General features: G+C 69.5%; 17 protein-coding genes and 1 riboswitch. Of the genes, 10 read left to right on the top strand and 7 right to left on the bottom strand.

From position 1 onward, the window contains the following. Nucleotides 1–107 precede the first annotated feature (107 nt). The 6 genes from QC385_RS34760 to QC385_RS34735 all read left to right on the top strand — a co-directional run bounded on the left by QC385_RS34760 (nucleotide 108) and on the right by QC385_RS34735 (nucleotide 7,308). Complete coding sequence (locus QC385_RS34760; RefSeq protein ID WP_279545338.1) at nucleotides 108–1,439, top strand: HD-GYP domain-containing protein; 1,332 nt, start codon at nucleotides 108–110, stop codon at nucleotides 1,437–1,439. Continuing rightward, a complete protein-coding gene (locus tag QC385_RS34755) occupies nucleotides 1,436–2,683 on the top strand; it encodes an HD-GYP domain-containing protein (RefSeq protein WP_279545337.1) in 1,248 nt (415 codons plus the stop codon). Before QC385_RS34760 ends, QC385_RS34755 begins: the two co-directional genes overlap by 4 nt. A gap of 117 nt (nucleotides 2,684–2,800) precedes the next feature. Beyond that, on the top strand, nucleotides 2,801–3,781 hold the full coding sequence (locus QC385_RS34750; protein ID WP_279545387.1) for a tetratricopeptide repeat protein: 981 nt from the start codon (nucleotides 2,801–2,803) through the stop codon (nucleotides 3,779–3,781). A 129-nt stretch (nucleotides 3,782–3,910) separates the two neighbouring features. After that, nucleotides 3,911–4,561, top strand: a complete 651-nt coding sequence (gene def / locus QC385_RS34745) for a peptide deformylase (RefSeq protein WP_279545336.1) — start codon at nucleotides 3,911–3,913, stop codon at nucleotides 4,559–4,561. 294 nt (nucleotides 4,562–4,855) lie between these two features. Next, nucleotides 4,856–5,941, top strand: coding sequence for an epi-isozizaene synthase (gene cyc1 / locus QC385_RS34740; RefSeq protein ID WP_279545335.1), 1,086 nt, complete (start codon nucleotides 4,856–4,858; stop codon nucleotides 5,939–5,941). After that, nucleotides 5,938–7,308 carry a bifunctional albaflavenone monooxygenase/terpene synthase gene (locus tag QC385_RS34735; RefSeq protein WP_279545334.1) on the top strand — a complete coding sequence of 457 codons (1,371 nt, stop codon included), beginning with the start codon at nucleotides 5,938–5,940 and terminating at the stop codon, nucleotides 7,306–7,308. The genes cyc1 and QC385_RS34735 overlap by 4 nt, the downstream gene beginning before the upstream one ends. Before the next feature lie 12 nt (nucleotides 7,309–7,320). On the opposite strand, the gene QC385_RS34730 is transcribed toward QC385_RS34735, so the two are convergent. The 3 genes from QC385_RS34730 to QC385_RS34715 form a co-directional block, all read right to left on the bottom strand. Next, nucleotides 7,321–8,283 carry a GlxA family transcriptional regulator gene (locus QC385_RS34730; protein WP_279545333.1) on the bottom strand — a complete coding sequence of 321 codons (963 nt, stop codon included), beginning with the start codon at nucleotides 8,281–8,283 and terminating at the stop codon, nucleotides 7,321–7,323. A gap of 248 nt (nucleotides 8,284–8,531) precedes the next feature. After that, the gene (locus QC385_RS34720; RefSeq protein WP_279545331.1) at nucleotides 8,532–9,536 is read right to left on the bottom strand and encodes a ribonucleotide-diphosphate reductase subunit beta; all 1,005 of its coding nucleotides are present in this window, start codon (nucleotides 9,534–9,536) and stop codon (nucleotides 8,532–8,534) included. Nucleotides 9,537–9,592: 56 nt separating this feature from the next. Next, nucleotides 9,593–11,950, bottom strand: coding sequence for a ribonucleoside-diphosphate reductase subunit alpha (locus tag QC385_RS34715; protein WP_279545330.1), 2,358 nt, complete (start codon nucleotides 11,948–11,950; stop codon nucleotides 9,593–9,595). A gap of 122 nt (nucleotides 11,951–12,072) precedes the next feature. Further along, nucleotides 12,073–12,197: riboswitch (cobalamin riboswitch) on the bottom strand. Between the two features lie 283 nt (nucleotides 12,198–12,480). On the opposite strand from QC385_RS34715, the gene QC385_RS34710 reads away from it, so the two are divergent. Continuing rightward, nucleotides 12,481–13,509 carry an RNA-guided endonuclease InsQ/TnpB family protein gene (locus QC385_RS34710; protein WP_279545329.1) on the top strand — a complete coding sequence of 343 codons (1,029 nt, stop codon included), beginning with the start codon at nucleotides 12,481–12,483 and terminating at the stop codon, nucleotides 13,507–13,509. A 95-nt stretch (nucleotides 13,510–13,604) separates the two neighbouring features. Here the strand turns inward: QC385_RS34710 and QC385_RS34705 are convergent, their stop codons facing one another. The 4 genes from QC385_RS34705 to QC385_RS34690 form a co-directional block, all read right to left on the bottom strand. Beyond that, nucleotides 13,605–14,126, bottom strand: coding sequence for a GNAT family N-acetyltransferase (locus QC385_RS34705; protein WP_279545328.1), 522 nt, complete (start codon nucleotides 14,124–14,126; stop codon nucleotides 13,605–13,607). Between the two features lie 72 nt (nucleotides 14,127–14,198). Further along, nucleotides 14,199–15,827: a monocarboxylate uptake permease MctP gene (gene mctP, locus QC385_RS34700; RefSeq protein ID WP_279545327.1), complete on the bottom strand. Its 1,629-nt coding sequence runs from the start codon at nucleotides 15,825–15,827 to the stop codon at nucleotides 14,199–14,201. Further along, nucleotides 15,824–16,090: a DUF3311 domain-containing protein gene (locus QC385_RS34695; RefSeq protein WP_086600164.1), complete on the bottom strand. Its 267-nt coding sequence runs from the start codon at nucleotides 16,088–16,090 to the stop codon at nucleotides 15,824–15,826. The genes mctP and QC385_RS34695 overlap by 4 nt, the downstream gene beginning before the upstream one ends. A 141-nt stretch (nucleotides 16,091–16,231) precedes the next feature. After that, complete coding sequence (locus tag QC385_RS34690; protein WP_279545326.1) at nucleotides 16,232–16,996, bottom strand: GntR family transcriptional regulator; 765 nt, start codon at nucleotides 16,994–16,996, stop codon at nucleotides 16,232–16,234. A gap of 308 nt (nucleotides 16,997–17,304) precedes the next feature. On the opposite strand from QC385_RS34690, the gene QC385_RS34685 reads away from it, so the two are divergent. The 3 genes from QC385_RS34685 to QC385_RS34675 all read left to right on the top strand — a co-directional run bounded on the left by QC385_RS34685 (nucleotide 17,305) and on the right by QC385_RS34675 (nucleotide 20,482). After that, the gene (locus QC385_RS34685) at nucleotides 17,305–18,588 is read left to right on the top strand and encodes an extracellular solute-binding protein (RefSeq protein WP_279545325.1); all 1,284 of its coding nucleotides are present in this window, start codon (nucleotides 17,305–17,307) and stop codon (nucleotides 18,586–18,588) included. Nucleotides 18,589–18,659: 71 nt separating this feature from the next. Further along, entirely contained in the window at nucleotides 18,660–19,646 is a 987-nt protein-coding gene (locus tag QC385_RS34680; RefSeq protein WP_279545324.1) for a carbohydrate ABC transporter permease, read from the top strand. Beyond that, on the top strand, nucleotides 19,643–20,482 hold the full coding sequence (locus QC385_RS34675) for a carbohydrate ABC transporter permease (RefSeq protein WP_086563476.1): 840 nt from the start codon (nucleotides 19,643–19,645) through the stop codon (nucleotides 20,480–20,482). The genes QC385_RS34680 and QC385_RS34675 overlap by 4 nt, the downstream gene beginning before the upstream one ends.

The raw sequence follows: 20,482 nt of genomic DNA, 5'->3' as shown, positions 1-20,482 counted from the left end.
CTCGAACGCATCACTCGAACGTGCTAATCCGCGGGTTATCGACCCGCGGAGCCCCCTGTCCGCGTCCTAGGCTCCGGGCCTGACGGAGACGGCCGGGGGAGGGGCGCATGGAAGCGGTACCGGTGCGGGCACGCGTGTACGTCGCCTTTGTCCTGGTCGCCGCCCTGCTCTGTATGCTGCCGCTGCCGGGCGTCCGTACGCCCTGGTGGGCCGTGGCACTGCTCGCCGCGCTGTACGCGGGCTGCGAGCGCGTCGCCCGGTCCCGGTTCGTCGGGATCTCCCATCCGGCCGGGACCTTCTACCCCGTACTGCTCGCCGGTGCCTTCCTGCTGCCCGCGCCCGCCGCCGCCCTGGTGGCCGTGCCCGGTGCGCTGCTCTCCCACGTCGAGCAGCGGCCCGTGGCGCTGCGCCGGATCTGGCGGGCCGCCCAGCTTGTCCTCGGGGTGTGGGCCGCGGCCCGGGTGCACTGGGCGCTCGGCGGGCGGGACGCGGTCGTCGCGGGCGACGTGCCCTACGCGCTCGGGCCGGCCGGGGCGGCCGTGCTGGCGTTCTGCCTGGTGCTCGCGCTACTGGACGGCGGGATCCTGGCGGTCGCCGAGCGGGTGCCCGTGCGGCGGGCCTGGCGGGGGCTCGTGTCGCGCTCCCTGGCGCCCATCGCCGTGCACGGGCTGGCCGGGCTGATGATGGCCGTGCTGTGGCGCAGCCCCTACGGTCCGGTGGCCGCGCTGCTCGTGCTGCTGCCGATGTGCGTCTCCTGGTGGGCCTTCGCGCAGTACCACCGGGAACGGGCCGCCCACCAGGCGACCATCCGGGCGCTCGTCCAGGCCGTCGACATCAAGGACGGCTACACGCGCGGACACAGCGAGCGCGTCGGACAGGCATCCATGATGATCGCGCGCGAGCTGGGCATGGACGACGAGCGCGTCGAGGTGCTCCGGTTCGCCGGGATCCTGCACGACGTCGGCAAACTCGGCGTCCCCACCCGGCTGCTCAGGAAGGACGGGCCGCTGACACCCGAGGAGCGGCGGGTGATCGAGCTGCACCCCGAGTACGGGCACGAGATGGTGCGCGGCATCGGCTTCCTCGGGGAGGCACGCGCCGCCGTGCTGCACCACCACGAACGGCTGGACGGCACCGGGTACCCGTACGGCCTGATGGGCGGTCAGATCCCGGAATCCGCCCGGGTCGTGGCGGTCGCGGACGCCTTCGACGCCATGACCTCCACACGCAGCTACAGCAGGGCCCGGCCCGTCGCGGTCGCCCTGGCGGAGCTGAAGCGGTGCTCCGGCAGCCAGTTCGACCCGGTGATGGTCGCGGCTCTCGTGGAGGCCGTCGGCCGGGCCGGGTGGCGCCCCGCCGTGACCGCCGACGTCGTCGACCCGCCCCGCATCCCCCCGCCCGGCGCACCCGTCTCCAGCCGGCCGGGAGCACACCGGTGAGCGCGTACCGCCCGCCGCCGCTCTTCACCCTCGTCCACGGCTGCGCCGCCCTCCTCGCGGCCGGCTCCCTCGCCGTCACCCTCTACGACGGGCTGGAGGAACGCCGGGTCGCCCTCGCCTTCGGCGTCCTCGTGACCGTCGGGGAGCTCGCCCGGCGCAACGGGGCGCAGGTCAGGGAGCCTGCGCCGCTCGGGGCCGCCGTGGCCCTGTCGTACGCGCTGCTCGGCGAGGCCGGCGGGCGGGCCACGCACCACGGCCCCGCCCAGGTCGTCGCCGTCGTGCTGGCCGCCTCGCTGCTCGGCAGCGTGCCGCACGTGGCGCGCGGGCAGGGACCCACGCTCGACCATCTGGCCCGCCGGGTGCTCACCGCCGGGTTCGTCGCCGTGTGCTTCCAGCCCCCCTACAACCGGGGCATGTTCGACGACTGGGGCGGCCCCGCCTACGCGCTGCTGCTGCTCGCGCTGCTGTCCCTGACCGCGCTGTGCGACGCGGTGCTCGCCGCCGCGCTGGCCCACTCCCGCACCGGCTGGCCCTTCGGGCCGGTGCTGCGGGACGAACTGCGGGCCGTGCTCGGCATCGGCTCCGCCGTCATCGCGACCGGGGCGGTGATGGCCCTGGCGGTCGCCGTCGTGGGGCTGTGGGCACTGCCCGTGTTCTCCGTGCCGCTGCTGCTCGCCCAGATGTCGTTCCGCCGCTACGCCGCCGTCCGGGCGACCTACCGGCAGACCATCGCCTCCCTGGCACGGGCCACCGAGGTCGCCGGCTACACCCCCTGCGGGCACGCCCGCCGCGTCGCCGCGCTCAGCCAGGCGGTGGGGCGTGACCTGGGCCTCACCGAGCCCGAGCTGGCCGTCCTGGAGTACGCCGCTCTCATGCACGACATCGGCCAGCTGAGCCTCGTCGACCCGGTGCCGGCGGGCGCCACCGCCGGCCTGCCCGCCGCGGAACAGCGGCGGATCGCACTGCTGGGCGGGGCCGTCGTACGGCAGACGGGCGTCGACGAGGCGGTCGCCGTGGTCGTGGAACGGCAGGCCGACCCCTATGCGGAGCAGCCGCTCGCCGCGCGGATCGTCCGGGCCGTGAACGCGTACGAGGAGAAGTCCCGGGAAGGCGGCCTGGGCGGACCGCTGACGGCGCTGGAGGAACTCCGGCTCGCCACCGCCGGGGAGTACGCCCCCGAGGTGGTGGAATCGCTGGCCCGGGTACTGGCAAGAAGCAGTCTGACCTTGCGTGTGACTGGGTAACCCATGGGTAATGAGCGCCCCGGAGGCCGTACGTGGTTGGATGCGAAGAAGAAGGTGTCCGGGGGCTCGAAACACAGCTACGGCCAGCCCACCGCACGGAACTGGCAGGCGGGAATCGTGAGGATCTTCGGCAAGGGACGGAACCGGCCCTCCGCCTCCTGGCGGCAGGCCACAGACCGGGCGTTCACTCTCATCGGCGACGGCCGGTACGAGGACGCCGGCGCGTTGTTGACACGTGCCGCCGACCTGGAGCCCTGGCTGTCCGAGTCCTGGTTCAACCTCGCCCTGCTGCACAAGTTCCGGCACGACTGGGAGCAGGCGCGGGCGGCGGGGCTCAGGGCCGTGGCGCTGCTCGACCGGGACACCGGCGCGCCCGACTGGTGGAACGTCGGCATCGCCGCGACCGCCCTCCAGGACTGGCCGCTGGCCCGGCGCGCCTGGCAGGCCTACGGGCTGCGGGTGCCGGGGCCGCCCAACGACTCCGGTGAACCCGTCGGCATGGACCTCGGCAGCGCGGCCGTGCGGCTGTCCCCGGAGGGGGAGGCCGAGGTCGTGTGGGGGCGGCGGCTGGATCCCGCGCGGATCGAGGTGCTGTCCATCCCGTTGCCGTCGTCGGGGCGGCGCTGGGGCGAGGTCGTGCTGCACGACGGCGTGCCGCACGGGGAGCGGACCACGGCCGCCGGGCACACCTACCCGGTGTTCGACGAGATCGAGCTGTGGGCGCCGTCGCCGGTGCCGACCTGGGTGGTGCTGCTGGAAGCGGCGACCGAGTCGGACCGGGACGCGCTGGAGCAGCTCGCCGGGGACGCCGGGTTCGCCGCGGAGGACTGGTCTTCCTCGGTGCGGTTGCTGTGCCGGATGTGCTCCGAATCACGGATGCCGTCCGACGAGGGCGACGGGGAGCATCTCGATCCGCACGATCACAGTGAGCCGGGGCATCCCGGGCCGCTGGGGCATCGGACGGACGGGCAGCTGTGGGTTCCCGAGCGGGAGTGCGGCTTGGCCGCGCCGGCTTCCCTTGTGAGGGGGTTGCTGGACGGGTGGGTTGCCGACAGTCCGGATTCTCGGGATTGGCGGGATTTGGAAGAGGTGTGCTAAGTCGTGTGCAGGGTGCGGCGCCGTCGGTTTCTCGCGGAGTTCCCCGCGCCCCTGAAGGGGCCTCCGCCACCCGCGTACCCTGTATCAGCATCTCAGCTCGGTTAGGTTCAGGAAGGCGTACGTAACGTCATGGCTCAGCAGGACACCGATCAGCAGCGCGCGGGCGTGCTCCCCGTCGATGACGAGGGGTACGTGATCGACACGGAGGACTGCGAGGAGCGCGAGGCGGCCTGGCGGGAGCGGGGGACCTCACGGCCGATCACGGTGGTCGGGAACCCGGTGCTGCACAAGGAGTGCAAGGACGTCACCGACTTCGGCGACGAGCTCCAGCAGCTGGTGGCGGACATGTTCGCCTCGCAGCGCACCGCCGAGGGCGTGGGCCTGGCCGCCAACCAGATCGGCGTCGACCTGAAGGTCTTCGTCTACGACTGCCCGGACGACGAGGGAGCCCGGCACACCGGCGTCGTCTGCAACCCCAGGCTGGTCGAACTGCCCGCCGAGAAGCGCCGGCTGGACGACAGCAACGAGGGCTGCCTGTCGGTGCCCACCGCGTACGCGCCGCTCGCCCGGCCCGACTACGCCGAGGTGACCGGGCAGGACGAGCAGGGCAACCCGATCCGGGTGCGCGGCACCGGATACTTCGCTCGGTGTTTGCAGCACGAGACCGACCACCTGTACGGCTACCTCTACATCGACCGCCTCTCGAAGCGCGAGCGCAAGGACGCGCTGCGGCAGATGGCCGAGAACGAGCCGCGGTACCCGGTCGTCGCGAACGACTGAGACCCCACGATCACCAGGCGCACGGCGTCTGTTCGGGATTCCCGTCCTGAACAGGCGCCGTTCGTCTGCGCCGTTCGCCTGTCCGTCGCACGTTCGATCGCTTCTGCTCTCCTGGTGATCCGGTACCAGTCACGCAAAGGGAGGTTCCCGGCCCTTGGGGTAGTGGATGAAGCAAATGCGTTCCCAGACCGGTCAGTTGTAGGGCTGAATGGAGGGAGCGGGGTACGCAACGGCGCACGCCCGGCACGGAAGGAGGGGCGCCCGCGCCAACTGGCGGCTGAGAGGGGTTAGTTCGTGCATGCTTTGTCACACGGCACCACATCGACACCGACCACCATCGCAGTTCCACCGTCGCTCTCCCTTCCGGTGATCGAGGCGGCGTTTCCCCGGCAACTCCACCCGTATTGGCCGAAGTGCCAGGAGAAGACCCGGGCGTGGCTGCTCGAAAAGCGGCTCATGCCCGCGGACAAGGTGGAGGAATATGCCGACGGCCTGTGCTACACCGACCTCATGGCCGGGTACTACATCGGCGCCTCCGACGAGGTCATGCAGGCGATCGCGGATTACAGCGCCTGGTTCTTCGTCTGGGACGACCGTCACGACCGCGACATCGTGCACGGCCGCCCGGTCGCCTGGCGGCGGCTGCGGGACCGGCTGCACTCGGCCCTCGACTCCCCCGGGGAGCACCTGCACCACGAGGACCCACTGGTCGCCGGGTTCGCGGACAGCGTGCTGCGGCTGTACGCCTTCCTGCCGGCGACGTGGAACCTCCGGTTCGCCCGGCACTTCCACGAGGTGATCGACGCGTACGACCGGGAGTTCCACAATCGCACCCACGGAATCGTGCCCACGGTCGAGGAGTATCTCCGGCTGCGCCGGCTCACCTTCGCCCACTGGATCTGGACGGATCTGCTGGAGCCGACCGCGGGATGCGAACTCCCCGACATGGTACGGAAACACCCGGCATTTCGGCGGGCCGCGCTGCTGAGTCAGGAGTTCGCCGCCTGGTACAACGACCTCTGCTCACTTCCGAAGGAAATAGCGGGCGACGAGGTGCACAATCTCGGAATCAGTCTCATCACCCATGAGGGGCTGACGCTGGAACAGGCGGTCATAGAAGTCAGGAACCGTGTCGAGAACTGCATAACGGAATTCCTCGTCGTGGAACAGGAAGCAATACGGTTCGCCGACGGCCTCGCCGACGGCACCGTGCGGGGAAAGGAACTCAGCGCCGCCGCGCGGGCCTGTCTGAGCAATATGCGGAACTGGTTCAGTTCCGTCTACTGGTTCCATCACGAGTCCGGCCGGTACATGGTCGACAGCTGGGACGACCGGTCCACGCCCCCGTACGTCAACAACGAAGCGGCAGGTGAGAAATGACCGTCGAGTCCGTGAAGCCTGAAGCCCCCCTGGTTCCGGAGCTGCGGGAACCGCCCCGGGCCGGCGGCGGTGTCCCCGTTCTGGGACACGGCTGGAAGCTGGTGCGCGACCCGCTGGCGTTCATGTCCCGGCTGCGCGACCACGGCGACGTGGTCCGGCTGAAGCTCGGACCGAAGTCGGTCTACGCCGTCACCACCCCGGCGCTCACCGGCGCGCTGGCGCTGAGCAACGATTTCATCATCGCCGGGCCGCTGTGGGAGTCCCTGGAGGGTCTGCTCGGCAAGGAGGGCGTGGCCACGGCGAACGGCCCGCGGCACCGGCGACAGCGGCGCACCATCCAGCCCGCATTCCGGCTCGACGCCATCCCCGCCTACGGGCCGATCATGGAGGAGGAGGCGCACGCGCTGACCGAGCGGTGGCAGCCGGGGCAGACCATCGACTGCACCTCCGAGTCCTTCCGGGTGGCCGTGCGCATCGCCGCCCGCTGCCTGCTGCGCGGCGACTACATGGACGAGCGGGCGGAGCGGCTGTGCGTCGCGCTCGCCACGGTCTTCCGCGGGATGTACCGGCGGATGGTGGTGCCGCTCGGACCGCTCTACAAGCTGCCCCTCCCGGCCAACCGGGAATTCAACCGGGCATTGGCCGATTTGCATCTCCTGGTGGACGAGATCGTCGCCGAGCGCCGCGCATCCGGTCAAAAGCCGGACGATTTGCTGACGGCATTGCTGGAGGCGACGGATGAGAATGGCGACCCCATCGGGGAACAGGAGATCCACGACCAGGTCGTCGCGATCCTCACTCCCGGCAGTGAAACCGTCGCCTCCACGATCATGTGGCTGCTGCATATGCTCGCGGAACACCCTGAACACGCGGACCGGGTGCGCGACGAAGTAGAAGCCGTCACCGGTGGGAGGCCGGTGGCATTCGCGGACGTCCGGGGACTCAGGCACACCAACAATGTCGTCGTCGAGTCCATGCGTTTGAGCCCGGCCGTGTGGATTCTGACGCGGCGGGCGGTGCGGGACACGGAACTCGGCGGATACCGGATTCCGGCCGGGGCGGACATCGTCTACAGCCCGTACGCGATCCAGCGCGATCCGAAGTCGTACGCGCGGAACCTGGAGTTCGACCCCGACCGCTGGCTTCCGGACCGGGTCAAGGACGTCCCGAAACACGCCATGAGCCCGTTCAGCGTGGGCAACCGCAAGTGCCCGAGCGACCACTTCTCGATGGCCCAGCTGACGCTGATCACGGCGGCGCTGGCCACCAAGTACCGCTTCGAGCAGGTCGCCGGATCGAACGACGGCACGCGCGTCGGCATCACGCTGCGGCCGCACGACCTGCGGGTGCGGCCGGTGGCGAGGTGAGAGCCCCTGGCCTCAGGCCGCCTCCGGGCCCCTGAACGTGCGCCGGTAGGCGTTCGGCGTCGTCCCGACCGCCCGGACGAAGTGGTGGCGCAGTGTGGCCGCGTTGCCGAACCCGGTTCGACCGGCGATCGCGTCCATCGTCTCGTCCGTCGCCTCCAGCAGCCGCTGGGCCAGCAGCACGCGCTGGCGCAGGATCCAGCGGTAGGGAGTCGTCCCGGTCTCCTGCTGGAAGCGGCGGGCGAAGGTGCGCGGGGACATGTGGGCGCGCGCGGCCAGCTGCTCGACGGTGACCTCCTCGTCGAGGTGCCGCTCCATCCACGCCAGTACCTCGCCGATCGTGTCGGCCTCGGAGTGCGGCAGCGGGCGCTCGATGTACTGTGCCTGCCCGCCGTCGCGGTGCGGCGGCACCACCATCCGCCGGGCGATCTTGTTGGCGACCTCGGAGCCCTGCTCCTTGCGCACCAGGTGGAGGCAGGCGTCGATGCCGGCGGCCGTGCCGGCGGAGGTGATCACCGGGTCCTCGTCGACGTAGAGCACGTCCGGCTCCACGACCGCCCGGGGGTACTTTCGGGCCAGGTCCGGCGCGTGCTTCCAGTGCACGGCGCAGCGGCGGCCGTCCAGCAGCCCGGCAGCGGCCAGCACGAAGGCGCCGGAGCAGACGCTGAGCACCCGGGCGCCGCGGGCGACCCCACGCCGCAGGGAGTCCAGGAGCTCCGGCGGGAACTCACGGGACGCGTAGCTGTGCCCGGCCGGCACCGCGATCAGATCGGCCGTCTCCAGCCGCTCCAAGCCGTGCTCCACCTGTAGTGAGACGCCCGAGTTCATGCGCAGGGCTGGGCCCTCGGCCGAGGCCACGGCGAAGTCGTAGACCGGCAGTCCGTCGTCGCTGCGGTCGGTGCCGAAGACCTCGCACACCACACCGAGTTCGAAGGGGTTCACGCCGTCGAGGAGGATGACGGCCACGTTCTGGAGCATGCCTCCAGTGTGCCTCGCGAGTGGCAGTAATTCGAGGGTCTACGACAGTACTGCCACTGACGGTAAGGAGTCACCGGCGCGACAGTGGTGTCCATGGACACGAACCAGACGCAGACACTCATCGCAATGATCTTCGTACTCGGGACGCTGGTCCTCCTGGTCCTCCCGTCAGTGATCGGCATCGTGCGCGACCGGCGCGTCGACCGTCAGATCAGGGAGGCCCAGGAGACCCGTGAAGGCGTGGCGGCTCAGAAGTCCTCGTCCAGGTCGACGGTGCCCTCCACCGCCACCTGGTACGCGGAGGGCCGCCGCTCGAAGAAGTTGGTCAGCTCCTGAACACCCTGGAGCTCCATGAAGGAGAAGGGGTTCTCGGAGCCATAGACCGGAGCGAAGCCCAGGCGGGTGAGCCGCTGGTCGGCGACGCACTCCAGGTACTGCCGCATCGACTCGGTGTTCATGCCCGGGAGGCCGTCCCCGCACAGGTCGCGCGCGAACTGCAGCTCGGCCTCGACGGCCTCGCGGAGCATGTCCGTCACCTGCTGCTGGAGCTGGTCGTCGAACAGCTCCGGCTCCTCCTTGCGGACGGTGTCGACCACGTCGAAGGCGAACGACATGTGCATTGTCTCGTCGCGGAACACCCAGTTGGTGCCGGTGGCCAGACCGTGCAGCAGGCCCCGGCTGCGGAACCAGTAGACGTACGCGAAGGCACCGTAGAAGAACAGGCCCTCGATGCACGCGGCGAAGCAGATCAGGTTGAGCAGGAAGCGGCGGCGGTCGGCCTGGGTCTGAAGCCGGTCGAGCTGGTCGACCGAGTCCATCCACTTGAAGCAGAATTCGGCCTTCTCGCGGATGGAGGGGATGTTCTCGACGGCCGCGAAGGCCGCCGCCCGGTCGTCGTGGTCGGGGAGGTAGGTGTCCAGGAGCGTCAGATAGAACTGGACGTGCACGGCTTCCTCGAAGAGCTGACGGCTCAGGTAGAGCCGCGCCTCGGGGGAGTTGATGTGCTTGTACAGCGTCAGCACGAGGTTGTTCGCGACGATCGAGTCGCCCGTGGCGAAGAAGGCGACCAGCCGGCCGATCAGGTGCTGCTCGGCGGGGGAGAGCTTGGCGAGGTCGGCGACGTCCGAGTGGAGGTCGACCTCCTCCACGGTCCAGGTGTTCTTGATGGCGTCCCGGTAGCGCTCGTAGAAGTCCGGGTAGCGCATGGGGCGCAGGGTGAGCTCGAAGCCGGGGTCGAGAAGGTTCTGAGTCATAACAGTCGGCGCGGAGCGCCGTCCTCCAGGGGTGGCGGTCGGGTGGCGGGTGGGAATTACTGGCAGGCCTCGCAGGACTCGGGGTTCTCCAGGGAGCAGGCGACCGCTTCGGGGTCCGGGGTGGCCTGCGCGGGGACAGCGGCCTGGGCGGCGCGGGCGATGCGGGTCGCCGGGCGCGAGCGCAGGTAGTACGTCGTCTTCAGCCCGGACTTCCAGGCGTAGGCGTACATCGAGGAGAGCTTGCCGATGGTCGGCGTCTCCAGGAAGAGGTTCAGGGACTGGGACTGGTCCAGGAACGGGGTCCTGGCCGCCGCCATGTCGATCAGACCGCGCTGCGGGATCTCCCACGCCGTGCGGTAGAGGGCGCGCACGTCCTCGGGGATCCAGGCGAAGTCCTGCACCGAGCCGTTGGCCTCGCGCAGGGCCTCGCGGCTGCGGGCGTCCCACACGCCGAGCCGCTTCAGCTCCTGCACCAGGTAGGCGTTGACCTGGAGGAACTCACCGGACAGCGTCTCGCGCTTGAACAGGTTGGACACCTGCGGCTCGATGCACTCGTACACGCCAGCGATCGAGGCGATCGTGGCCGTCGGCGCGACGGCGAGGAGCAGGGAGTTGCGCAGGCCGGTCGCGGCGATGCGCTCGCGCAGGGCGGCCCAGCGCTCCGGCCAGGTCAGTTCCACGTCGTAGTGGTCGGGGTGGAGCACCCCCTGGGCCGTACGGGTCTTCTCCCAGGCGGGCAACGGGCCGTTGCGCTCGGCGAGTTCGGCGGAGGCCTCGTAGGCGGCGAGCATGATGCGCTCGGCGATGCGGGTGGAGAGCGCCTTGGCCTCGGGCGAGTCGAAGGGCAGGCGCAGCTTGAAGAAGACGTCCTGGAGGCCCATGACGCCGAGGCCGACGGGACGCCACCTGGCGTTGGAACGGCCCGCCTGCTCGGTCGGGTAGAAGTTGATGTCCACGACCCGGTCGAGGAACGTGACGGCGGTGCGGACGGTCTCGTCCAGCCGCTCCCAGTCGATGTCCCCGCCGGCCTGGTCGACCAGCGCGCCGAGGTTGACCGATCCCAGGTTGCAGACCGCCGTCTCGCCGTCGCTGGTGACCTCCAGGATCTCCGTGCAGAGGTTGGAGGAGTGAACGACGTGGCCCGGTTCGGCGGTCTGGTTGGCGGTGCGGTTGGCGGCGTCCTTGAAGGTCATCCAGCCGTTGCCGGTCTGCGCGAGGGTGCGCATCATGCGGCCGTACAGCTCGCGGGCCGGCAGGGTCTTCTGCGCGAGGCCCTTCGCCTCGGCCGCCCGGTACGCGGCGTCGAACTCCTCGCCCCACAGGTCGACCAGCTCGGGCACGTCCGCGGGGGAGAACAGCGACCAGTGCGCGTCGGCGTTCACCCGCCGCATGAACTCGTCGGGCACCCAGTGCGCGAGGTTCAGGTTGTGCGTACGGCGGGCGTCCTCGCCGGTGTTGTCGCGCAGCTCCAGGAACTCCTCGATGTCGGAGTGCCAGGTCTCCAGGTAGACCGCGGCGGCGCCCTTGCGGCGGCCGCCCTGGTTCACGGCGGCGACCGAGGCGTCGAGGGTCTTCAGGAACGGGACGATGCCGTTGGAGTGGCCGTTGGTACCGCGGATCAGCGAACCGCGCGCACGGATGCGGGAGTACGCGATGCCGATGCCGCCGGCGTGCTTCGACAGCCGCGCCACCTGGTGGTACCTGTCGTAGATCGAGTCCAGCTCGTCCTTGGGGGAGTCGAGCAGGTAGCAGGACGACATCTGGGGGTGCCGCGTGCCGGAGTTGAAGAGGGTGGGGGAGGAGGGGAGGTAGTCGAGCCGGCTCATCAGCCCGTAGAGCGCGGCGACTTCGTCGACGGAGCGGCGGGTGTCGTCCTCGGCGAGACCGGCGGCGACGCGCAGCATGAAGTGCTGGGGCGTCTCGATCACCTTGCGGGTGATCGGGTGCCGGAGCAGGTAGCGGCTGTGCAGCGTGCGCAGGCCGAAGTAGCCGAAGCGGTCGTCGGCGGCCGTGTCGATCAGGGCGTCGAGACGGGCGGCGTGGACGCGCACGAACTCGGCGGTCCGGTCGGCGATGAGGCCCTCCCGGTGCCCCACCGCGACGGACTCGGTGAAGCATGTGACGCCCTGCGAGGCGGCCTCGGCGCGGATCCCGATCGTCAGCAGGCGCGCGGCCAGCCGGGAGTAGGCGGGGTCCTCGGAGATGAGGCCGGCGGCCGCCTCCGTCGCCAGCTCGCGCAACTCCGACTCGTCGGCCCGCGCGGACCGGCCGCGCAGCGCGGCGGCGGCGACCCGGCCGGGGTCGGCGTCGGGGAGGTCGGCGGTCAGCTCGGTCAGGGTCCGCAGCAGCGCGGCACCAGGACCGTCTTGCTCTTCTTCGGCGGCTGAGACCGGATCGGCTGGCGCGATGGTCACGTGGGGCTCTCCCTCGCTCGGCACGGGGGCCTCGCAGGGCAGCGGGCAGCACGCGAGCGCACGCGGCGTCGCGTCCACCGGCCCACTCCGCGAGGCCCGGACGTCAGGGCGCACCGGCCGGGCGGCCGGGCGCGCTGTCGGCAGGTCCTCGGACTGAAGCCTGTGCGCGAACACGCACAAGTACACCGTTGCGGGACAGTTCCGGATTCGCACCGGATTCCCCTGCGGCGACAGCGAGCATGAGCATACATCTTGTGCCGGGTTGAGAAAGCACCCCTAGATGTAGTGCCGCGACGGTTTCACCCGCTTCTGGCGAGGATGCCTCGGCGTTTACGCCGGGGAGCAATCGCCTCCTGTCGGCCGCGACGCGGAGCGTCGCCGCGTCGGCTCTTTGTCCGGCGAGGGGCGCCCGCCCACGGCTGCCCGGCGGAGCCGGGGAATGCGAACAGTCGTCCCGCGGGTCACCTGCTGTGGTGAGTGCGGGGCGAATAGCGGTTGTGTGTGCGGATGTCGTACTACGGTCCGATGCCATGAGGCTGGTCGTGCAGGTGAAGTTGCTGCCGACGCCCGAGCAGGCGTCGGCGCTTGAGGCGACCCTGCGCGCCTGCAACCGGGCCGCCACCTACGCTTCGCAGGTTGCCTTCGCCGAGAACCTCAAGGACAACCTTCAGGCCGGAAACCTGGGCTCGCCCACCTCCAAGCGGCACCGCAGGGCGGTCGGCTCACCGATCGCCTTCCGCCCGGAGGCGGCCCAGCCGTTCGACGACCGTTGCCTGTCGTGGCAGTACGACGCACGCACGGTGTCCATCTGGACCGTCGCCGGGCGGATGAAGGGCATCCGCTTTGTCTGCTCCCCCGAGCAGCTCAAGACCCTCGTGCAGTACTGCAAGGGCGAGAGCGACCTCGTCCAGCGCGGCAGGAAGTGGTTCCTGATCGCCACCTGCGACATCCCCGGCCCGGAGGTGTACGAGCCTGCCGATTGGATCGGGGTCGACCGGGGCATCGTGAACCTCGCCACCACCAGCGACGGCACCAACCACCAGGGCCGCCGCTTGTCCCGCTACTGGCGCTGGCAGGCCCGCAAACGTGCCGAACTCCAGGCCAGGCGGACCCGCTCGGCCACCCGCCGCGCACAGAAGGAACGCCGCCATGCCACCCATGTGAACCACCGGATCAGCAAGGAGATCGTGTCCGTTGCCCAACGCACCGGTCGCGGCATTGCCGTCGAGCACCTCGGCGGGATCCGCGAGCGGGTACGGCTACGGGGTCACCAGCGGGGCACCCTCTCCTCATGGCCCTTCCACCAGCTCGGACACCACCTCGCCTACAAAGCTCGTAAGGCCGGGGTGCCATTCCTGGAAGTGGACGCACGACATACCTCGCAGCGCTGCCCGCGCTGCGGTCACACCGAGCGGGCCAACCGGCCCACCCGGGACTATTTCCGCTGTCGTCGGTGCGGGCTCGCTGGCCCCGCCGACGTCGTAGCCGGGGTCAACGTGCGCGACCGCGCACGCTCGGCGTGGGCATTCGTCACCATGCCCGTCCCACACCCGGTCTGACCGGAGAGGGGAGATGCGACCCGTGACCGTCCTGTCGTAGGGGGCAGTCGGGAGCGCGACGAGGTGTGAACGACCGAGCCAACAAGCTCGGCCGTTCAGGGCCGAGAAGGTGACAGCGTCAACTCGTAGGTGAGGAGAGTGATGTCGGCAAGCTCCGGAAGCGGGTTCCAGTCGCGCTCCGGGGTACGGACGAAGCCGAGGCGTTCGTAGATGCGGTGGGCGGAGTGCATGGTGCGCTGTGTCGACAGGACGACGCGGACACAGCCGTCCGTCGCACGGGCGCGGTCGACGCAGGCGCGGACGAGGGCCTCTCCGGCGCCGCGCCCGCGGGCCTCGTGGGCGACGGCGAGCATCCGTATCTCGGCTTCCGAGGGCCGGGCGATGTCGGCCATGGGACCGCCGGAGGGGACGAAGGTGACACCACCGAGGACGTGTTCGCCTTGGGTGGCCACGAGGACGTCCGCGGCGGCGGCCCGCTTGGCCACGTCCCTGAGTTCGCCGAGGTATCCGTCGCTCTCCCCGAAGTCGAGGAGGCCGTCCTTCAGGTAGGCCTGGGCGGTGATCTCGCCGAGGGCGTCGTATTCGGCGGGCTTCACCCGCCGGATGAGGATGTCCATGGTCCGAGTGTGCGAGACGGGTATGACAACGGGCCGCCGGTTTCTCGCCGACGGCCCGCTGTCACCTGCGAGTCAGTGCGAGGTGCCGGCCGTCGCCGGCGGAAGCTCCACCTGGACGCCGGGGTCGCCCGCGTCCGCCGTGTAGTCCTCCGGCTTGGTCTCGTCGATGCCGTCGGGGGCCTTCAGCGCCCGGAGGACGAAGGTCAGGACGACGGTGACGACGACGTTCAGGACGAACGCCGTGAGGCCGATGTAACCGATCTCGCCGATGCCCGGGATCTCCTTCGACGAGCCGCCGAAGTGCTTCTGGGTCGGGGAGGCGACGCCGTACGCGGCGACCGTGCCGTAGACCATGCCGACCGCCCAGCCCGCGAGCAGGGCCCAGCGGTGGAACCAGCGGGTGAACAGGCCGCCGACCAGGGCCGGGAAGGTCTGGAGGATCCAGATGCCGCCGAGCAGCTGGAAGTTGATGGCGACCGTCTTGTCCATGGTGAGGACGAAGGCCAGCGCGCCCACCTTCACCAGCAGGGAGACCAGCTTCGAGACCTTGGTCTCCTGGGCGGGCGTGGCGTCGGGCTTGATGAAGTCCTTGTAGATGTTGCGGGTGAAGAGGTTCGCGGCCGCGATGGACATGATGGCCGCCGGGACCAGGGCCCCGATGCCGATCGCCGCGAAGGCCACGCCGGCGAACCAGTCCGGGAACATGGTCTCGAACAGCTGCGGGATCGCCAGCTGACCGTTCTGCACCTTGATCCCGGCCGCGATCGCCATGAAGCCGAGCAGCGCGAGCAGGCCCAGCATCAGCGAATACAGCGGCAGGATCGTGGTGTTGCGGCGGATCACCTCACGGCTCCTCGAGGACAGCGTCGCCGTGATCGAGTGCGGGTACATGAAGAGCGCGAGCGCGGAGCCCAGCGCCAGCGTGGCGTACGTCCACTGCCCCGCCTCCGGCGGCACCAGCGCTCCGCGCGGCGCGCCCGTCGCCGGGTTGGTCTGACCGTACGCCTCGCCGGCCTTGGCGAAGATCTCGTCGAAGCCGCCCAGCTTGATCGGGATGTAGATGATCGCCACCGCGATGACGATGTAGATCAGGGTGTCCTTCACGAACGCGATCAGCGCCGGTGCCCGCAGCCCCGACGAGTACGTGTACGCCGCCAGCACACCGAAGGCGATCAGCAGCGGCAGGTCCTTGATGAACCAGTTGGTGTCCTCACCGCCGCCGACGCCCATCACGTCCAGCACGGCCTGGATGCCGACCAGTTGGAGCGCGATGTACGGCATCGTCGCGAGGATGCCGGTGAGGGCCACGGCCAGGGAGAGGCCCTTGGAGCCGAAGCGGCCGCGCACGAAGTCGGACGTCGTCACGTACCCGTGCTTGTGCGAGACCGACCACAGGCGCGGGAGGAACGTGAAGATCAGCGGGTACACCAGGATGGTGTACGGCACGGCGAAGAAGCCGGCCGCGCCCGCCGCGTAGATCGCCGCCGGCACGGCCACGAAGGTGTACGCCGTGTACAGGTCGCCGCCGAGCAGGAACCAGGTGACCCAGGTGCCGAACGAGCGGCCGCCCAGGCCCCATTCGTCGAGGCTGTGCTCGTTCTCGGCCTTGCGCCAGCGCGCGGCCAGGAAGCCCATGACCGTGACGAGCAGGAAGAAGAAGATGAAGACGGCGAGTGCGACGCCGTTCACGCCGTCCTTCACTCCGACGCACCGCCCTTCGCGGCAGAGCGGGCGCGCTGGTCACGCTGCCACAGCTTGTAGGCGATCATCGTCAGCACGGTGGAGATCAGCACCCACGCCATCTGGTACCAGTAGAAGAACGGGATCCCGATGAAGGCCGGGTCGGTCTTGGCGTACGAGCCGACCCACAACATGGCCACGAAGGGCGCTATGAGGCAGAGAGCGATGACGACGCGCATCGGCGTCACCGTCGCCCCTCTGCCGGCTTCTGGGGCTTGCGACATCAGGCGGCTCCGTCCCCTCAGTGATCACCTGTGAATGCGCAGGCAATCTAGGTCAGGGTGCGGCGGGAACGGAACCCCTCGTCCGCAATGCGGTACCCAAAAGAAACCGAGCTCAGCAGCAGTCGCACCGCCCGGTGCGCATTACTCCTGAGGCCGCTTCAGACGCGCCACGAACTTGTACCGGTCCCCGCGGTACACCGACCGCACCCACTCCACCGGCTGTCCGTCCCGGTCCAGTGAGTGACGGGAGAGCATCAGCATCGGCAGGCCGACGTCGGTGCCGAGCAGGCCGGCCTCGCGCGGGGTGGCCAGCGAGGTCTCGATGGTCTCCTCGGCTTCCGCGAGATGGACGTCGTAGACCTCTGCGAGCGCGGTGTAGAGGGACGTGTACTTCACCAGTGACCGGCGCAGGGCCGGGAAGCGCTTCGCGCTGAGGTGGGTGGTCTCGATGGCCATCGGCTCGCCGTTGGCCATGCGCAGCCGCTCGATGCGCAGCACCCGTCCGCCGGTCGTGATGTCGAGCAGCCCGGCGAGGCGGTCGTCGGCGGTGATGTAGCCGATGTCCAGGAGCTGCGAGGTGGGTTCGAGACCTTGGGCGCGCATGTCCTCGGTGTACGAGGTCAGTTGCAGCGCCTGCGAGACCTTCGGCTTGGCGACGAACGTGCCCTTGCCCTGGATGCGCTCCAGCCGGCCCTCGACGACCAGCTCCTGGAGCGCCTGGCGCACGGTCGTGCGCGAGGTGTCGAACTCCGCCGCCAGTGTGCGCTCGGGCGGGACCGGCGTGCCGGGCGCCTGGGTCTCGGTCATGTCGAGCAGGTGCTTCTTAAGGCGGTAGTACTTGGGCACGCGTGCGGTACGGACGGGTGCCCCGCTCTCGTTCTCCGCACTGCTGATGTCGGTGCTCATGCTCCGCCTTCCCGGCTCCTGTGCCGACACGATCCCACTTGTATACCGTCGGCCCTGCTTTTGGTCTAGTCCACAACTGCAAGTGGTCTACCTGGAGTATGCCGTGCCCGGCCGGGTTTTCGCCGGGTTCTTACTTAAAGGTTCCTGCATATGTAGGTCGCATAACGGCTGGTCAGAGCTCATTCCGGACCCTTGACAGGCCTACAGGTCTGGTCCAAGCTCCCCCTACTGGTCTACACCATTGGTCCAGGGTCCTGGCCCCACGTTCGGGGAGCAGGGGGGTCGGTGGCATCCCTGAGGAGGGTGGCGTGAAGCGCAAGCTGATATCCGCGATCGGTATCGCGGGCATGGTGGTCTCCATCGCGGCGTGCGGGGGCGAGGGCGGCAACGGGGGTTCGGACAAGGGCGCGGACGCCAAGGAGCTGACCGTCTGGCTCACCGTCGACGCACAGAACAACTGGCCGGAGCTGGTGAAGGCCGCCGACGCGGCGGTGAAGAAGAAGCACCCCGGCCTCAAGATCAACCACGAGTACTACGGCTGGCCCGACAAGAACGCCAAGCTCGACGCCGTCCTCGCCACCGACAAGGTCCCCGACGTGGTCGAGATGGGCAACACCGAGATGCTCGGCTACATGGTCAAGGGCGCCTTCGCTCCCCTCGACCCCGCCGGGTTCGACAGCTCGGACGCCTGGCTGGACGGCCTCGAGGCCTCGGTGACCTACGAGGGCAAGACCTACGGGGTCCCGTACTACGCCGGCGGCCGCGTCGCCAACTGGCGGGGGGACGTGGCGGCCTCGGTCGGGGTGAAGACTCCTCCGAAGACCTACAAGGAGCTCACCGCCGCCCTGGACAAGATCCAGAAGAAGCAGGGCGACAAGTTCAGCGCCTGGTACCAGCCGACCCGCGACTGGTACGCGGCCATGTCCTTCGTCTACGACGCCGGCGGTGCCATCGCCACCGAGTCGGGCGGCCAGTGGAAGGCCTCCCTCTCCTCGCCCCAGTCCCTCAAGGGCCTCAAGGAGTTCAAGAACGTCGTCGACAAGTACATGCACGGCGACAAGACCAAGGACGAGTCCGACCGCTACATCGTCTACGGCCAGGGCAAGTCCGCCATGATCTTCGCCGCCGCCTGGGAGGGCGCGACCGCCGAGGACCCGAAGAACGACAAGTCCGGCAAGCTCAAGGGCAACCTCGAGAACTTCGTGATGCCCGGCCCGTCCGGCAAGAACCTGCCCGTCTTCCTGGGCGGCAGCGACCTCGCCGTGCCGGTGAAGTCCGACGCGCAGGCCCTGGCCGCCGAGTGGATCAACGCGTTCACCGGCTCCTCCGGCCAGAAGGGCCTGATGGCCAAGGGCAACCTGCCCAACAACAAGACCGACCTCGCGACGCTGAAGAACGACCCGAAGACGGCGGTCCCCGCCACCGCGGCCGAGTCCAACTGGTTCGTCCCGATGGCCCCCGGCTGGGGCCAGGTCGAGAAGGCGCAGATCCTCCAGACCATGCTCCAGAGCATCGGCACCGGCAAGAAGTCGGTCGAGGCCGCCGCCAAGGAGGCGGACGCCGCGATCGACAAGGTCATCAACACGAAGTGATCTTCGCGCGGGGCTCCCGGCCGGGGAGCCCCGCCGTCGTCAAGACCTGAGGGACCGCCGAGGAGCGCGCGATGAGTGCCGCAGACACCACCACCCCCGTCAAGGTGCCGCCACCGCGGCAGGCACCGCCACCTCCCGCCGCCGAGCGGCCACGGGCGAACCGGCCGTCGGGCGGGACCGCGGTCCCCTGGCTGCTGCTCGCGCCCTGCCTGCTGATCCTCGCCCTGGTCATGGGCTATCCGCTGGCCCGTCTGGTCACCCTGTCCTTCCAGAAGTTCGGGCAGTCCCAGCTGTGGGGCTTCCAGCCGGCCGAGTCGGTCGGGTTCGGCAACTTCGCGAAGGTGCTGGGCGACGGCGAGTTCTGGACCGTCGTGGTCCGCACGATCGTCTTCGCCGCCGGGGCCGTCGTCTTCACGATGGTGATCGGCATGGCGATCGCCCTGCTGCTCCAGCGGGTCTCCGGCTGGCTGAAGGTGCTCATCAACATCGTGCTGGTGGCCAGCTGGGGCATGCCCGTCATCGTGGCCACCACGGTCTTCAAGTGGCTCTTCGACTCGGACTACGGCGTCTTCAACGCGCTGCTCAGCAAGCTGCCCGGCGTGGAGATGATCGGCCACAACTGGTTCGCCAGCGGGCCCGAGGGCCTCGCCGTGATCATGCTGCTGGTGGTGTGGGGAGCCGTGCCGTTCGTGGTCATCACGCTCAGCGCGGGTCTCACCCAGGTGCCGAAGGAACTGGAGGAGGCGGCCCGACTGGACGGTGCCGGGTCCTGGGGCGTCTTCCGCTATGTCACCCTGCCCGTCCTCAAGCCGATCATCGTGATGCTCACGACCCTGTCGGTCATCTGGGACATGGGCGTCTTCCCCCAGGTGTTCGTCATGCGCAACGGCCACCCCGAGCCGGAGTTCCAGGTCCTCAACACCTACTCCTACGACCGGGCGTTCGTGGTCAACGACTACGCCCAGGGTTCGGCGATCGCGCTGGTCACCGTCCTGCTGCTGCTCGGCGTGGTCGCCGTCTACATGCGGCAGATGCTGAAGATCGGAGAGGTCGAATGAGCAGTACGCTGACCGGCCGCCGGGCGCCGAAGCTCTGGTGGAACGTCCTCGGCCTCCTGGTCTTCGTCACCGCGGGCTTCCCGCTGTACTGGATGCTCAACACGGCGTTCAAGCCCGCCAAGGACGCCATCGACCCGGACCCGAGCCTGCTGCCGACCGGCATCACCTTCGCCAACTTCGGCCGGGCGCTGGACATCGCCGACTTCTGGGGTCCGGTGGGCCGCAGCATGGTGGTCTCGCTGGCGGTGGTCGTCATCGGCATGGTCGTGGGGCTGCTGGCCGCGCTCGCCATCTCCCGCTTCGCCTTCCGCGGCCGCAAGATCGTGATCGTGGGCATCCTCGCGGTCCAGATGGTCCCGCTGGTCGCCATGATCATCCCGGTGTTCCTGCTGCTCAACGACCTGGGCCAGTACGACCGGCTGACGGGTCTCATCATCACGTACCTGACCTTCATCCTGCCGTTCACCGTGTGGACGCTGCGGGGCTTCATCGTCAACATCCCCAAGGAACTGGAGGAGGCGGCCATGGTCGACGGCTGCTCCCGCACGGGCGCCTTCCTCCGGGTCGTCTTCCCGCTCCTGGCCCCCGGCATGGTCGCCACCTCCGTCTACGGTTTCATCCAGGCCTGGAACGAGTACCTGTACGCCCTGATGCTGCTCAGCCAGAAGAACCAGACGGCGACCGTCTGGCTCGGCAACTTCACCACCAAACACGGCACCGAATACGCCCCGATGATGGCCGGCGCCACGATGATGGCCGTGCCGATCGTCGCCCTCTTCCTCCTCGTCCAGCGCAAGATGGCCGCGGGCCTGACCGCGGGCGCCGTGAAGGGATGA

The organism is Streptomyces sp. DH10 (assembly GCF_029813805.1).
GTDB lineage: Bacteria > Actinomycetota > Actinomycetes > Streptomycetales > Streptomycetaceae > Streptomyces > Streptomyces coeruleofuscus.
This window is presented reverse-complemented; position numbering and strand designations above follow the sequence as displayed.

Coding starts and splice junctions, on each gene's coding strand:
- QC385_RS34695 (WP_086600164.1), bottom strand. CDS start 16,090: ATGTCGCAAGCCCCAGAAGCCGGCAGAGGGGCGACGGTGACGCCGATG.
- QC385_RS34760 (WP_279545338.1), top strand. CDS start 108: ATGGAAGCGGTACCGGTGCGGGCACGCGTGTACGTCGCCTTTGTCCTG.
- QC385_RS34730 (WP_279545333.1), bottom strand. CDS start 8,283: ATGCTCCAGAACGTGGCCGTCATCCTCCTCGACGGCGTGAACCCCTTC.
- def (WP_279545336.1), top strand. CDS start 3,911: ATGGCTCAGCAGGACACCGATCAGCAGCGCGCGGGCGTGCTCCCCGTC.
- QC385_RS34720 (WP_279545331.1), bottom strand. CDS start 9,536: ATGACTCAGAACCTTCTCGACCCCGGCTTCGAGCTCACCCTGCGCCCC.
- QC385_RS34680 (WP_279545324.1), top strand. CDS start 18,660: ATGAGTGCCGCAGACACCACCACCCCCGTCAAGGTGCCGCCACCGCGG.
- QC385_RS34735 (WP_279545334.1), top strand. CDS start 5,938: ATGACCGTCGAGTCCGTGAAGCCTGAAGCCCCCCTGGTTCCGGAGCTG.
- QC385_RS34690 (WP_279545326.1), bottom strand. CDS start 16,996: ATGAGCACCGACATCAGCAGTGCGGAGAACGAGAGCGGGGCACCCGTC.
- QC385_RS34705 (WP_279545328.1), bottom strand. CDS start 14,126: ATGGACATCCTCATCCGGCGGGTGAAGCCCGCCGAATACGACGCCCTC.
- QC385_RS34675 (WP_086563476.1), top strand. CDS start 19,643: ATGAGCAGTACGCTGACCGGCCGCCGGGCGCCGAAGCTCTGGTGGAAC.
- QC385_RS34710 (WP_279545329.1), top strand. CDS start 12,481: ATGAGGCTGGTCGTGCAGGTGAAGTTGCTGCCGACGCCCGAGCAGGCG.